The sequence below is a fragment of the Streptomyces anandii JCM 4720 genome (genome assembly GCF_014650655.1).
Taxonomy (GTDB): Bacteria; Actinomycetota; Actinomycetes; order Streptomycetales; family Streptomycetaceae; genus Streptomyces; species Streptomyces anandii.
Genome location: NZ_BMVJ01000029.1, coordinates 49,036 through 62,182, shown reverse-complemented (window position 1 = coordinate 62,182; position 13,147 = coordinate 49,036). Strand labels below are relative to the sequence as shown.

The following is a 13,147-nucleotide window of genomic DNA, read 5'->3' as shown; positions in this document are numbered from 1 at the left end:
CCGTAGGTGTCGATGATGATCTTGCGGCCGGTCAGGCCGGCGTCGCCCATCGGGCCGCCGATCTCGAACCGCCCGGTGGGGTTGACCAGCAGCCGGTGGCCCTCGGTCTCCAGTTTGACGCCGTCGTCGGCGAGCCCCTTCAGCACGTGCTCCACGACGTGCTCGGTGATGTCGGGCACGAGCAGCGAGGCGAGGTCGATGCCGCCCGCGTGCTGGGTGGAGACGACCACCGTGTCCAGACGGACCGCGCGGTCGCCGTCGTACTCGATGGTGACCTGGGTCTTGCCGTCCGGGCGCAGGTAGGGGAGCGTGCCGTCGCGGCGGACCTCGGCCAGGCGGCGGGACAGCCGGTGCGCCAGGAAGATCGGCAGCGGCATCAGCGTCGGCGTCTCGTCGGTGGCGTAGCCGAACATCAGGCCCTGGTCGCCGGCGCCCTGCCGGTCGAGCTCGTCCGCGTCCCGCCCGGCGCCGTCGCCGACCCGGGTCTCGTACGCGGTGTCGACGCCACGCGCGATGTCCGGGGACTGCGCGCCGATGGAGACGGACACCCCGCAGGAGGCGCCGTCGAATCCCTTGGCCGAGGAGTCGTAGCCGATCTCCAGGACGGCCTCGCGGACCAGGGTGGGGATGTCCGCGTAGGCGGAGGTGGTGACCTCGCCGGCCACATGGACCTGGCCGGTGGTGATCAGCGTCTCCACGGCCACGCGCGCGGTGGGGTCGTCACGCAGGATGGCGTCCAGGATCGTGTCGCTGATCCGGTCCGCGATCTTGTCGGGGTGGCCCTCGGTGACGGACTCCGAGGTGAACAGGTGCAGGGACACGGACCCTCCAGGAAGACGAAGAAGCGGGAGCACGGCCGGGCCTCGGTGGCCCGGCAAGGGTGCGTCCCGCTTCTTCAGATCGGCTCGAAGGGCCCTACAGCTCCCCGGTCAGTGCCGGTCGGCCGCCGGTCAGGGCTGCCGGCCGGCGGTCAGGGCTGGCCGGCCGGCTGGGCCTTGGAGGACGCGGCGCCGTTCTCGCCGTCCTCACCGTCCTGCCGCTCTCCGTCCCGCTGCTCCGCACCCTGCTCGTCGTCGTCCTCCCACTCGGGCTTGCGGGCCCGCTTGGGCAGCATGAACGTCAGCAGGAAGCCGAGGGCGATGATGCCGACCTCGTACCACAGCACGTGGTCGGTGGCCCTGGCGTAGCCCTCCTTGCGGGCCTTGACGGAGGCGTCGGCGATCGCCTTGGTGACCTGCTCCGCGCGGCCGGTGGGCACCGCGCCCGCGGGCACGATGTGCCGGCACACCTCGGGCGGCGCCTTCGCGTCCTCGTGCTGGGCGCTCTGCCGCGCGCAGGCCCGGAAATCGGCCACGATCCTGTCCTGGGACGCGGCCGACACCCCCGCCGCGCTCAGCTCCTTGCGCAGGTGCGGCAGCGTGGCGTCGGCGCCCGGCACGGCCTGCGCGGTCAGCAGGTTGAAGAACAGCACGCCGATCACGGCGACGCCGGCCGCCGCGCCGAGCTGGTCGGCGGTGCTGAGCACGCCCGAGCCGGAACCGGCGTGCTCCACCGGGACGCCGCCGAGCACGATGTCCACCACCGGGGAGATGACGAAGCCGAGGCCGAGGCCGAGCACGGCGAGCGCGGGAGCCATGTCCCAGCCGCTGATGCCCGAGCCGAAGTGGCCGATCGTCCAGATGAGGGCGACCATGCCCACCCCCATGATCACCATGCCGATGCTCAGCACCTTGCGGCCCATCTTGATGGCCAGCACCGCCGAGAACGACGAGGTGATCATCGCGCCGAACGAGAACGGCACGGTGGTCAGACCCGCGGCCAGCGGCGTGAAGCCGAGGCCCACCTGGAGGTACAGGGTGAACGGGAAGAACAGTCCGGCGATGATGGCGAAGAAGCTCAGCATCACCAGCAGGCCCGCCACGAACGACCGTTCGCGGAACAGGCTCGGCTCCACCAGCGCGGAGCCGTCCCGCGCCGCCTTCCTGCGCTCGTACAGCGCGAAGACGACGAACAGCGGCACCGAGCACGCCATCGCGGTGAACGTCCAGGCCGGCCAGCCGGCCTCCTGGCCCTGCACCAGCGGGTAGAGCAGCGACAGCAGCGCCAGCGTCACCAGCGCCACGCCCACCAGGTCCAGGTGCTTGATGTGCGGCGCGCGCGACTCGCGCACGAACGCCTGCACCCCGAGCAGCGCGAACAGCCCGACGGGCACGTTCACCAGGAAGATGGGCCGCCACGACCAGCCGAACAGGTCCGCGTCCACCAGGACGCCGCCCAGCACCGGGCCGAGCATCGCCGCGATGCCCGACAGGGCGCCGAACATGCCGAAGACGGCCGCGCGTTCCTTCGGCGGGAAGCTCACCTGGAACACCGACAGGCCCTGCGTCATCACGATCGCCCCGCCGAAGCCCTGGAGCACACGGGAGGCGATGAGCATCTCCGTGCTCTGCGCGACACCGCACAGCAGCGACGCGGCCACGAACACCAGGATGCCGATGGAGATCATCCGCTTGCGGCCCACCATGTCGCCCACGCGGCCCACGGTGATCAGGCTCAGCGCGAACGTGAGCGTGTAGGCCGCCGCCACCCACTGGAGCGCCGCCTTGCTGGCCTCCAGATCGGTCTGCAGCACCGGAAGCGCCACGTTCACGATCGTGGTGTCGATCAGATCGAGGGCGATGGCGACGAGGATCACGGCGGCGGCGCGCCACCGCTGGGGGTCGGGTACCCCCTCTCCTTCCACATACGTCTCGTCTTCTGCGTGCGTCACGGGGTTCTCCTGTCGTCCGACGGCGCGCTTGCGCCGAGTGTGATCGCCTCCGGTCGAGTCACGCTCGAGCGAGCCCGCCGACCATGCCCGCGGCAGCGGCATCCGGCCGCGGAGGAAGGGAACGGGCCGACATGAGGCTGTACTTGCTGAGACTGGGCACCATCCCGGGGCTCGGGGCGCCGGTGCCCGGCTATCTGCTCCGCACCGACGAGGGGGCGACGGTGCTGGTCGACACCGGGGCCGCGCCCGGCGGACCGCAGGTGCTGGTGGAGGAGGGCCAGGACGTGGTGTCCTCCCTCGGCCGGCTCGGGGTACGGCCCGAGGACGTCACCCACGTCGTGTGCTCGCACCTCGACCCCGACCACGTCGGCGGCCACGCGGCCTTCCCTGGTGCGGAGTTCGTGATCCAGCGCGCCCACCTGGACCTGGCCCGCTCCGGCACCGTGCCGAGGCTCGCGGCGTGCCGGCCGCTGTGGGACGTACCCGGCCTGAAATACACCACCGTCGACGGCGACACCGAACTCCTGCCCGGCGTCGAGCTGGTGGCCTCCGGCGGGCATGTGCCCGGCCACCAGTCCGTGCTGGTGCGGCTGCCGCACACCGGGCCGGTGCTGCTCGCCGTGGACGCCATCCCCATGACCGCCGCCCTCGACGCGGCCCGGCGGCCCGTGCTGCCCTTCGACATGGACGAGAAGGAACTGCGCGAGAGCACCCGCAAGCTCGTCGAACTCGCCCGCACGGAGGGCGCGTTGATCGTCCACGGCCACGACGCCGGGCAGTGGCCCACGCTGCGGGTCGCGCCCGCGTACTACGACTGACCGACGGCCCGTCACGCGGACCGCGCACCGTCACGCGAACCTGCACACCGTCACGCGAACAGCACCCCGTCACGACAGGAAGGGCACCCGCCGATGAGCACCGCCGCCACCGAACGCGTCCGCGTGGTCGTGTACCTGCGCGCCCCCGAGGACGGCGCGGAACCGCTGGAGCAGGCCTACCGGGAGATCAGCTGGGTGCGGCGGCCGGAGGCCGTGCCCGGACTGCTGCGCAGTGAGCTGCTGCGGGACGTGGACCGGCCCGGCGAGTTCGCGCTGCACGGCGAGTGGGAGAGCCTGGACGCCTACCGGGCCTGGCAGTTCGGGCCCGACCACAAGGACAACCCCTCGGCCCTGCGCCCCTTCCAGGACCGCTCACGAGGACGCCACTACGCCGTGTACGGCATCGCCTCCGAGGATCTGTGACCGCTCGCCCTGCGTACGGCCGACAGGGCCGCCGTTCCCCCGTGGGGGCGGCGGCCCTGTCGGCCCTACCCGGGCTCACCCGACGGGCTCGGCGGGCTCCACCGGGGCCTCCCACACCACCAGCATCAGCGCGCCATGCTCGGTGCGCGGGGCGTGCACGCTGCCGGGGGCCATCACCAGCAGGGAGTTCTTAGGGTGCCGGCCCTCCTCGGTGATCAGCTCGCCGTCCAGGACGAGGATGATCTCGTAGGAGGTGTGCCGGTGCGGGGCGGCGCTCGCGCCCGGGTGGTACCGCACCAGCGAGGCGGCGGGCCCGGCCGGGCCGGTCTGCTCGGTGGTGTAGAGCGGGAAGACCTCGACGCCGACCCGGCCGTCCGCGGTCAGCGGCGTGAACCGCAGCCGCCGCGTGAGCTCCTCGGGCCGGTCGAGCCCCTCGACGACGAGCGGGGCGGACGGCGTGGCGCGCGGCCGGTCCGGCACGGTTTGCGGCACGGAGGCCGGCCGGGCTTCCGGCGTGAGTTCCGGCATGGGTTCAGTTCCCTTCCTCTACGGCGGCGGGGTGGGCGTACGTGGTCCCGTACCGCGGCAGCAGCTCGCGCACCAGGCGGCGCTGGACCTTGCCGGAGGCGGTGCGGGGCAGGCGCGGGGCGAAGCGGAGCCGCTCGGGGCGGCCGACGGGGGAGAGGAGCCGCCCGGCGTGCGCGAGCAGCCGGGCGGCGAGTTCCGCGTCCGGCGCGTGGCCGGGCGCCGGGACGACCACGGCGAGCGGCAGCAGGCCCGCCACGGGGTCCGGCACCGGCACGACCGCGACCTCGCCGACCGCCGGGTGCGTGCGCAGCGCGGCCTCCGCCTCGTACGGGGACACCCGGTGGCCGTGGGACTTGAACACGTCGTCGCGCCGGCCCAGCACCCGCAGCCGGCCTTCCGCGTCCCGCTCCCCGAGGTCCCCGGTCGCGTACCAGCCCCGGCCCAGGGCGCGCTCGGTGCGCTCCGGCTCGTCCGCGTACCCGGCCATCACCCCGACCGGGCGGTCGCCGCCGCCCAGTTCGACGCAGATCTCGCCGGTGCGGCCGGCCGGTTCGCCGGTCTCCGGGTCGCGCAGGGTGAGGCGGTAGCCGGGCAGGGGGTGGCCGAGGTAGCCGGGGCGGGGGGAGACGCCCGGGGTGGTGCCGGCCAGCGCGGTCGTCTCGGTCTGGCCGTACCCGTCGCGTACCTCGACGCCCCAGGCGTCCCGCACCGCGGCCGCGAGGTCGCCGGGCAGGGGCTCCCCGGCGCTGGTCGCCTCCCTCAACCGCGGTGCGGCGGTGGTGAGATGGGGGCGCAGGGCCTGCCAGGCGCTGGGCGGGGCGCAGAAGCTCGTGGCCCGCAGTCCGCGCAGCAGCCACGGCAGCCGGGGGGCGTCCAGCGGGCCCTCGGGCAGCGCCACGATCGTCGCCTCGGCGTTCCACGGCACGAACAGGCTGCTCCAGGAGTGCTTGGCCCAGCCGGGCGAGGAGACGTTGACGTGCCGGTCGCCGGGCAGCAGCCCGTTCCAGTACATGCTGGACAGGTGCCCGGCCGGGTAGCTGAGGTGGGTGTGCGCGACCAGCTTGGGGGCCGAGGTGGTGCCGGAGGTGAAGTAGCAGAACGCCACGTCCGCGGAGGGGGTGGGGCCCTCGGGCACGAAACGTTCGGTGACGTCCGTACTGCCCCGGTAGTCGGCCCAGCCGGGGGGCACCGCGCCGTCCGGGCCGGGCACGGCGACCCGCGCCCCCGGCACGTCCACGCCGGCGAAGGCCGGGGTGGAGGCGGCCCGGCACACCAGGTGGGTCAGCCGCCCCCGGCGGAACCGGTCCTCCGCCTCGGCCGGGGCCGGGTCCGGGTGGCTGGGCACCACGACCGCGCCCAGCTTCAGCGCGGCCAGCAGCACCTCCCACAGTTCGGCCCGGGTGCCGAGCACCACCATCAGCCGGTCCCCGCGGGCCACCCCGCACCGGGCCAGCCACAGCGCGACCGCGTCGGAACGGCGGGACAGTTCGCGGTACGACACCACGTCGGCGCCGCCGTCCGGGCGGGCCAGCTCCAGCGCGGGCGCGTCGTTGCCGGCCGCGATCACGTCGAACCACTCCAGCGCCCAGTTGAAGAACTCCGGCCGAGGCCACCGGAACAGCGCCCGAGCGGTCTCCGGATCCGCACGGTGCCGCAGCAGCAGATCGCGCGCGGCACGGAACTCCACGTGCGCGGCGGTCCAACGACAGGCCCTGTAACCGTCGTCGGCCACCGCGGGGCCCGCGCCCCGGCCGGTGCGCGGGCGGCCGCCGCGCGGCCCCCGCGGGCCGGCTTTCAGCGGGCCGCCGCGCGGCCCCCGCGGGTGGGCGTCCTGCGGTGGCAGCGGGGCGGTAGTCGGTGACCGTGGGGGGTTGTTCCGGGGCGGCGGTGGGTCGGTGGGCTGGGGCATCAGGGGTTCGTCTCCTCGTCGGGCGCGGTCAGGGCCGTGTGCCAGCGGGGGCCCAGGAGGACGCCGGTCAGGGGGGTGGCGGTGGTGCCGTCGTGGGCGCCGTGCAGGGCGTCCTCGGCGATGGCGTCGGCGTCGGCGGCGAACTCGCCCCATACGCCCGGGCGTCCGCTGCCCACCTGGGTGAACCAGCGCGTGAACTCGCTGGGGATGCCCAGCACGTACATCCCCTTCTCCGGCCGCCCGTCCGCGCGCACCGGATGGAAGGGCGAGCCGGTGACGGCCACACCGCCGGTGGCGAACTCGCCTCCGTCCGGACCCCGGTTGACGTACGGCGTCAGCAGCCCCTGGTCGCGCAGGCGCGCGGTCAGGTCGCCGTCCGCCCGGCGCAGGTCCGGGTCGGGGATGCGGGCGTCGACCAGTACGTCCAGCTCGGTGCGGCTGCCCGCGACGCGCGGCGAGTGCACCTGGAACCGCCCCGAGGCGGGGTCGGCGGTGAAGCGCGCGTCGGGTCCGGTGACGCGCAGCAGCCCGCAGTCCAGCAGGGCCAGCAGCTGGCGCAGCCGCACCAGGGGCGGCCCGGTGGTCAGCCGGGACACCATGGGCACGAAGTCGCCCAGGAAGTCCTCGCGGTGCGAGCGGGGCGCGAGCCCGGAGAAGTCCACCGCCGTGCGCAGCACCCCGCGCACGTCCCGGATGGTGTCCAGGCAGGCCTTCACCGGCCCCTCGGCGTTGCCCTCGGCGGCCAGCTCCACGTCCTGCCTGAGCAGCGCGGCCAGCTCCTCCTGGTACGCCTGCGGTCCGGAGAAGACACGGTCCCCGAACGGCCACGCCCAGCGTCGCAGGTCCACCGGCCCGTGCCCGCGCAGCCCGCAGCGCACCGCCGCCCCGAACACCGCCTCCTGCGGCCCGCGCCCCTCCCGCGAGGAACCGGCGCCGGCCGTGCCCTTGCGCACCGCCTCCTCCGCCTCCTGCCGGAACCGCTCGGCGATGTCCGGGCCGTAGGCGCGCTGCAGCGCGGTCGCGCAGTGCACCAGCTCCACCTCTGCCAGCAGCCAGGGCAGCACGTCCGCGCGGAAGTCCAGCGGGCCGCGCCGGCGCAGGGCCCGTACCCGCTCGCGCGTGAACAGCCGCGGCCGGTAGACGTGCTGGGGCCCCTTCTGGTTGCGGCCGCGGGCGCGCAGCGGTACGCCGCTGCGCGCCCCGGCGACCAGCAGCGGCTCGCGCCCGCTCGCCTCGTAGCGCAGCGCGCCGCCGGCGTCCGGCACGAACCGGCCGCCGCGCCCCGTGGTGAGGGCGGCGACCACGTCGTAGAAGGACAGGCCGAGGCCGATCACCCCGACGACGCTGCCCGGCGCGATGCCGTCGAGCGGCATGTCGATCGCCGAGTCGCCCCGCACGTACGTCAGCCGCGGCCGCCGTTCGGCGAAGGAGGCCAGCTCCTGCTGGTCGGGGGTGAGCCGGGGCAGCGGGTGGCCGGTGGTGAGGACGACGCGGTCGGCGCGCAGCCGGCGCCCGTCGTCGAGGGTCAGCAGGTAGCGCCCGCCCTCGGGGGCGAGCGTCCGCACGGTCCGGCGCAGCCGGTGCAGCCGCAGCACCCCGTCCGGCACGGTCCGCTCGATCCGGTCCAGGGCGTGCGCGAGGTACTGCCCGTACACCGCGCGCGGCGCGCACTCGTCCGGGGCCGCCGCCTCCGGGTCGGCGTCGCGCCACCACTCGTAGAGCGAGGGCCCGGCCCCGGCGCGGGCGGGCCCGTCGTCGGGCGGTCCGGAGTAGATGGTGACCTCGCCGCTGACGGTGTTCATCATCGACCAGCGCGGCTGGCCGGTGCGCCAGACGCGGCCCGGACCGACCTCGTGGGCGTCGATCGCGCAGACCTCCACGGGCCGCGGCGCGGGCCGCTCGGCCAGCCGGGCCGCCAGCCGCTCCAGCACCGACAGACCGCGCGGTCCGGTGCCGACCACCGCGATCCGGTACGGCTCCGGGTCGGCCTCGGGCGGCCGCACGGCCGGGCCGGGGCCGGACAGCTCGGCCCAGTCGGGGTCGTCGGCCGCCTCCAGCGCGAGCAGGTCGTGCCGGTCGGCGGTGTAGCGGAGCATCTGCAGCAGCCGGGCGGCGGTGACCGGGGCGGGGTGCGGCACCGTGCGGCGGGGCAGCGGCAGCCGCCCGGTCCGCGTCCACCGCAGCCGGCCCTCGCCGTCCACGGCCGCCTGGGTCAGCCCCCGGTTGTCCTCGTGCAGGCAGAACGGCACGTCCAGCAGGCCCGCGGCGAACGCGCGCGTCAGCGCGGTGCCCACGTCCGCGTGCAGCTCCAGCGTGGCCTCGACCAGCGCCCGCGCCTCGGCCAGCACCTCACCGGGATCCACCTCGCCGACGTACGGCACCCGGCCGTCCCCGACCGCCCGGCGGCCGGCCGCGCGGGCCGCGGACCGCAGGGCGGCGACGTTCTCCTCGACGGTGGGCAGCCGCACCGCCTCGGCGGGCGTCTTCACGATCAGCCGCCGCGCCCCGCCGCGCACCGCGAGCTCCGCGCTGCGGTCCATCAGCAGTTGCGCGCCCCGCGGACTGCCGGGAAAGACGCCCATGTACGTGTAGAGCACCAGGTGCCGGTCGACACCGGGCGGCAGCCACTCGTCGGCGAGCATCCGCAGCGCGGCCAGCGCCTCCACGTCCTGGCGCGCGTCGGTCTGCTGCGCGTAGCTCAGCGACACGCTGGTGACGCCCTGCTGCACGAAGAACAGCGCCTCCAGCAGGCTGACCGCCACCAGCAGCGAGGGCGGGCACAGCTGCCCGAGCAGACAGCCGCCGAAGGTCTCCAGATGGGCGCGCAGCCCGCGCTCCGCGCTGAGGCCCGCGAACTCGGCCGTCGCCGCTCGCCAGTTGGCGACCGACTCGGCCAGCGGGGTACGCCCGTAGGGCAGGCAGTACGACACCGGGCCGCCCTCGCTCGCGGACAGCCCCGCCGCGACCATGGTGCGGAAGATGTCCCGCGGCAGCGCGGAGCCGTGCCGCACCTGCACCGGCCGGTCACCGGCCGCCGCCGCGACCCGCGCGGTGGTGTGCGGCCCGTGCGCCACGAGCGGGAAGCCGTTGAGGGGCTCGCCCGCCGCCAGCGCGGCCCGCGCGAGACCGTGGTCGCCGACCCGGGTGTAGCTGTCGAGGGTGAGCGTGCCGACCGTGGGGTGCGGCAGCGAGCAGACCGCGCGCAGGCCCGCGGCCATCGCATCCGGGCCGGCCATCCCCATCCGGGGCTGCACGACGAGGAGCCCCTCCCGCGCCGCCCGCGCCACCGCCTCGCCCAGGTCGGCGGGGCCGGGGCGCCGCACGGCGCCCGGCCGGGCAGGGCGCGGTCCGGGCGGGCTCTGCCGTGTCATACCGCCCTGCCCTCCGGCGCCCGCTGCGGCAGCGCCCCGAGGATCCGGCCGATCAGCGCGGTGTCGGCGGTGTCGGTGAACACCGCGTCGAAGCCGGCCTCGACCAGCGCCCGGGCGGCCGCCGCGCCCTCGTCGCCGTCGATGCCCAGCTTGCCGCCGATGACGGCCGGGACGTCCCGGGCCACCGGGTCGGCGCGCAGCGCGCGGATCACCCGGGCCCCGTCGAGCCGGCCGTGACCGTTGACGGTGCTGATCACCAGCAGGTCGGGCCGTGTCCGGCGCACGGTGTCGAGGAGCAGCCGGTCGGGCACGCACGGCCCGAGACCGACGACCTCGTGGCCCATCTCCTCCAGCAGCATCCGGAGGAAGACCAGGTTCCAGGTGTGGGCGTCCGAGGAGACCGTGGACAGCAGGACGCGCCGCCGCCCCCCGTCTCGTTGGGCCACCGTCCTCATAGGGATTCAACTCTCTCTCGCATAGGACCGACTGGCGTGGGACTGACTGGCCGACTGGGACCTGGCGGCGGGTGGTCAGCGCAGGGTGACCAGGCGCCACATGCCCTCGAAGGCGCGCTTGACGAGGGTCTGGCGGTTGCTGATGAAGGAGGTGAGGAGGTAGCGGCCGGGCTGGAGGTCGTGCGCGAACACCGCGGACGCGCCGGGCTGCAGCGGGGTCAGCCCGGTGGGCACGCCGGTGAACGGGTAGACGGGCGGCTTCTCGCCCTTGCGCAACGCCTCCATGCAGGCGGTGACGTCCGCCTCGGTGGCCCCCGGCGTGGTCCGCAGGAACATCACCTCGTTGAGCTGCCCGGTCTGGTTGACGACCTGGAAGGCGCCCCGGGCGGGCAGCGTGCCGTCCGTGAGGTAGCGGCCCTGGTCGCCGTCGTCGTAGGGCGCGATGATGTGCGCCGTGGCGCGGGGGCGGCCCTGGGGGCGGGTGCCCGTCACGGTGAGCGTGCGCACCCGCTCGGGGTGGGCGGGGTCGACCGTGGTGTAGTCGAGCAGGTGGTAGGTGCCCGGGGTGAGGATCCAGGTGGCCTCCAGCGCGCCGCCGGCCGCCGTGACGGCGGGGCCGCCGTAGTACCAGGCCTCGGTGTCGATGAGCTGCAGGCCCGCCCGGCGCTGGGCGGGGTCCTGCGCGGTGGCCGCCTGCTGGTAGTGGGCCAGGAACTGCTCGATGCCCACCCCGGGCTTCAGCCGGACCAGCCCGAGCGGATGCTGGAGCGCGGGGTCCGGCGTGGTGGCCCGCAGGGTGACCGTCCCGGCGGGCACCGTGCCGCCGCTCAGCGACAGCCCGTCCGGCGCGGCCACCGCCTCCACGTCCGGCGCCGCCCCGCGGCCGAACGGCCCGCCCTGCGCGGCCGGTTGAGCGGCGGCGGCCTGCGGCACCAGCGCCACCGCACCGCCCGCCAGCCCGAACAGCACGCCTCTGCGCCCCAACCGGCGCCCCACAACACTCGACTTCGCGTCCATCCGGCGGTCCCTCCTTGGAAATCCCAGTCCCGAGGCCCGGTCGTCGAATTCCCGTCGTCCGCCCGGAGGGCGGGCCCCGCGGCGTCCGGTGCGTGCGATCGCGAGGCGCCGGAGCGTCCTCGATGGGGGTCCCCCTGCTCGTCAAGAGCTTGGGGGAGGAGCCACGTGGGCGCTTCGGCGACGCCGCTGGGAGTCCCCCTGCTCGAAGAGCTCGGGGGAGTGCGTGCCAGACGTCGCGGGGCAGGTGGGAATTCGACGACAGGGCCTGGGCCCGGATGCTCCGTAGCCGGCCTCAAGAGCGGCTGCAGGGCGCGTCGAGAAACGCCGCCGGGCCGCGGCCCCCGCCGAGCCGCCGAGGGGGATGTACCGCCGCTCAAGTGCGCGCCTAGCCCCGTCCGGCTGAATGTGGACACCTCCGACGCCACCGACAGGGAGAGAGCACGTGCTGACTCGCAGGCAACTGATCAGGGCGAGCGCCGCCACCGGTCTGCTGGCGGCCGTCTCCGGCGCGGGGGCGGTGGCCATGGCCGACACCACGGGCGGCGGCCCGGGCAACCCGGACGAGCCCTTCGCCGTGCCGCTGCGCCAGGCCCGCGTGCTGCGCCCGCTCGGCGCCGGCGCGGGACGCGGGCGGCACGGCATGGGCTACGACGTCTACCGGCTCAGCCCGCGCGAGACGGACGTCACCGTGGTGCCCGGCACCACCACCCGGATGCGGCTGTTCAACGGCGAGCCCGTGCCGCTGATCAGGGCGGTCCGCGGCCGCCCGGTGGTGATCCAGCAGACCAACGGCCTCGGCGTGCCCTTCGCCATGCACCTGCACGGCGGCCACGTCCCGGCCCACGACGACGGCCACCCCGACGACGAACTGCTCACCGGCGCCGGCCGCGTCTTCTACTACCCCAACAACCAGCAGGCGTCCAGCATGTGGCTGCACGACCACTCCCTGCACGCGCACGCCGAGAACGTCTACTTCGGCGCGGTCGCCGGTTACCTGCTCACCGACGAGTTCGAGCAGCGGCTGCCGCTGCCCAAGGGCCGCTACGACGTGCCGCTGTACCTCAGGGACGCCAAGTTCGCCGCGGACGGCTCCCTGGTGTACGACATGGAGGGCTTCATGAACCGGCCGACCGTGCTGGTCAACGGCCGCCCCCGCCCGTACTTCGAGGTCGCCGCCCGCAAGTACCGCATCCGCCTGACCAACACCAGCAACGAGCGCGCCTTCCTGCTCCAGCTCGGCGAGGGCGACGAGATGACCCACATCGCCTCCGACGGCGGGCTGCTCCCGGCGCCGTACGCCACCCGCGCGCTGGAGATCTGGCCGGCCGAACGCCAGGAAGTGGTCATCGACTTCTCCCGCTACCCGGTCGGCACCAAGCTGGTGCTCGCCAACCGGATCGCCTACCGCGGCGAGGCCCCGGAGGTCATGCGGTTCGACGTGGTCCGCACCGCCGAGGACCGCTCCAGCGTGCCCGACCGGCTGCGCCCGGTGGCCGACGTGGGCGCGCCCACCGTGGAGCGCACCTTCGTGATGTCCTTCGACGCGGCGACGGGCCGGCACCTCATCAACGGCAAGCCCTTCGACCCCGAACGCGTCGACATACGGCCCCGGGTCGGCACCACGGAGATCTGGACGGTCCACAACACCGACACCAAGTTCGGCATCCCGCATTCCATGCACACCCACCTGGAGCACTTCCAGATCGTGGACCGGGACGGGACGGCGCCCGCGCCGGGCGAGGCGGGCTGGAAGGACACCGTCACCGTGATGCCGGGCAAGAGCGTGCGCTTCAAGCTCAAGTTCACGGACTACACGGGCAAGTTCATGTACCACTGCCATCTGCTCGGCCACATGA

General features: G+C 74.8%; 10 protein-coding genes. 3 read left to right on the top strand and 7 right to left on the bottom strand.

Going from position 1 to position 13,147, the window contains the following annotated elements; genetic code table 11:
- Both metK and IE249_RS32315 read right to left on the bottom strand, forming a co-directional pair.
- On the bottom strand, positions 1-821 hold an 821-nt coding region (gene metK, locus IE249_RS32320; protein WP_189710599.1), incomplete at its 3' end, for a methionine adenosyltransferase.
- Positions 822-970: 149 nt separating this feature from the next.
- Entirely contained in the window at positions 971-2,770 is a 1,800-nt protein-coding gene (locus tag IE249_RS32315) for an MFS transporter (RefSeq protein WP_189710597.1), read from the bottom strand.
- Between the two features lie 131 nt (positions 2,771-2,901).
- On the opposite strand from IE249_RS32315, the gene IE249_RS32310 reads away from it, so the two are divergent.
- Positions 2,902-3,588, top strand: coding sequence for an N-acyl homoserine lactonase family protein (locus IE249_RS32310; RefSeq protein WP_189710595.1), 687 nt, complete (start codon positions 2,902-2,904; stop codon positions 3,586-3,588).
- A gap of 93 nt (positions 3,589-3,681) precedes the next feature.
- Positions 3,682-4,011: an antibiotic biosynthesis monooxygenase family protein gene (locus tag IE249_RS32305; RefSeq protein ID WP_189710593.1), complete on the top strand. Its 330-nt coding sequence runs from the start codon at positions 3,682-3,684 to the stop codon at positions 4,009-4,011.
- Positions 4,012-4,086: 75 nt separating this feature from the next.
- On the opposite strand, the gene IE249_RS32300 is transcribed toward IE249_RS32305, so the two are convergent.
- The 5 genes from IE249_RS32300 to IE249_RS32280 all read right to left on the bottom strand — a co-directional run bounded on the left by IE249_RS32300 (position 4,087) and on the right by IE249_RS32280 (position 11,291).
- Positions 4,087-4,539: a cupin domain-containing protein gene (locus IE249_RS32300; protein WP_189710591.1), complete on the bottom strand. Its 453-nt coding sequence runs from the start codon at positions 4,537-4,539 to the stop codon at positions 4,087-4,089.
- A gap of 4 nt (positions 4,540-4,543) precedes the next feature.
- Positions 4,544-6,226, bottom strand: a complete 1,683-nt coding sequence (locus IE249_RS32295; protein ID WP_229859747.1) for an acetate--CoA ligase — start codon at positions 6,224-6,226, stop codon at positions 4,544-4,546.
- A gap of 221 nt (positions 6,227-6,447) precedes the next feature.
- Positions 6,448-9,819, bottom strand: coding sequence for an FAD/NAD(P)-binding protein (locus IE249_RS32290; RefSeq protein WP_189710587.1), 3,372 nt, complete (start codon positions 9,817-9,819; stop codon positions 6,448-6,450).
- The gene (locus IE249_RS32285; RefSeq protein WP_189710585.1) at positions 9,816-10,274 is read right to left on the bottom strand and encodes a cobalamin B12-binding domain-containing protein; all 459 of its coding nucleotides are present in this window, start codon (positions 10,272-10,274) and stop codon (positions 9,816-9,818) included. Before IE249_RS32285 ends, IE249_RS32290 begins: the two co-directional genes overlap by 4 nt.
- Before the next feature lie 75 nt (positions 10,275-10,349).
- Positions 10,350-11,291 carry a hypothetical protein gene (locus IE249_RS32280; RefSeq protein WP_189710583.1) on the bottom strand — a complete coding sequence of 314 codons (942 nt, stop codon included), beginning with the start codon at positions 11,289-11,291 and terminating at the stop codon, positions 10,350-10,352.
- Between the two features lie 442 nt (positions 11,292-11,733).
- Here IE249_RS32280 and IE249_RS32275 point away from each other — a divergent pair.
- Positions 11,734-13,147: multicopper oxidase family protein (locus IE249_RS32275; RefSeq protein ID WP_229859746.1), on the top strand; the 1,414-nt coding region annotated here is incomplete at its 3' end.

What these genes read in the sequence shown, in the direction of transcription:
- IE249_RS32285 (WP_189710585.1), bottom strand. Translation starts at nt 10,274, where the DNA reads ATGAGGACGGTGGCCCAACGAGACGGGGGGCGGCGGCGCGTCCTGCTG.
- IE249_RS32300 (WP_189710591.1), bottom strand. Translation starts at nt 4,539, where the DNA reads ATGCCGGAACTCACGCCGGAAGCCCGGCCGGCCTCCGTGCCGCAAACC.
- IE249_RS32280 (WP_189710583.1), bottom strand. Translation starts at nt 11,291, where the DNA reads ATGGACGCGAAGTCGAGTGTTGTGGGGCGCCGGTTGGGGCGCAGAGGC.
- IE249_RS32310 (WP_189710595.1), top strand. Translation starts at nt 2,902, where the DNA reads ATGAGGCTGTACTTGCTGAGACTGGGCACCATCCCGGGGCTCGGGGCG.
- IE249_RS32305 (WP_189710593.1), top strand. Translation starts at nt 3,682, where the DNA reads ATGAGCACCGCCGCCACCGAACGCGTCCGCGTGGTCGTGTACCTGCGC.
- IE249_RS32290 (WP_189710587.1), bottom strand. Translation starts at nt 9,819, where the DNA reads ATGACACGGCAGAGCCCGCCCGGACCGCGCCCTGCCCGGCCGGGCGCC.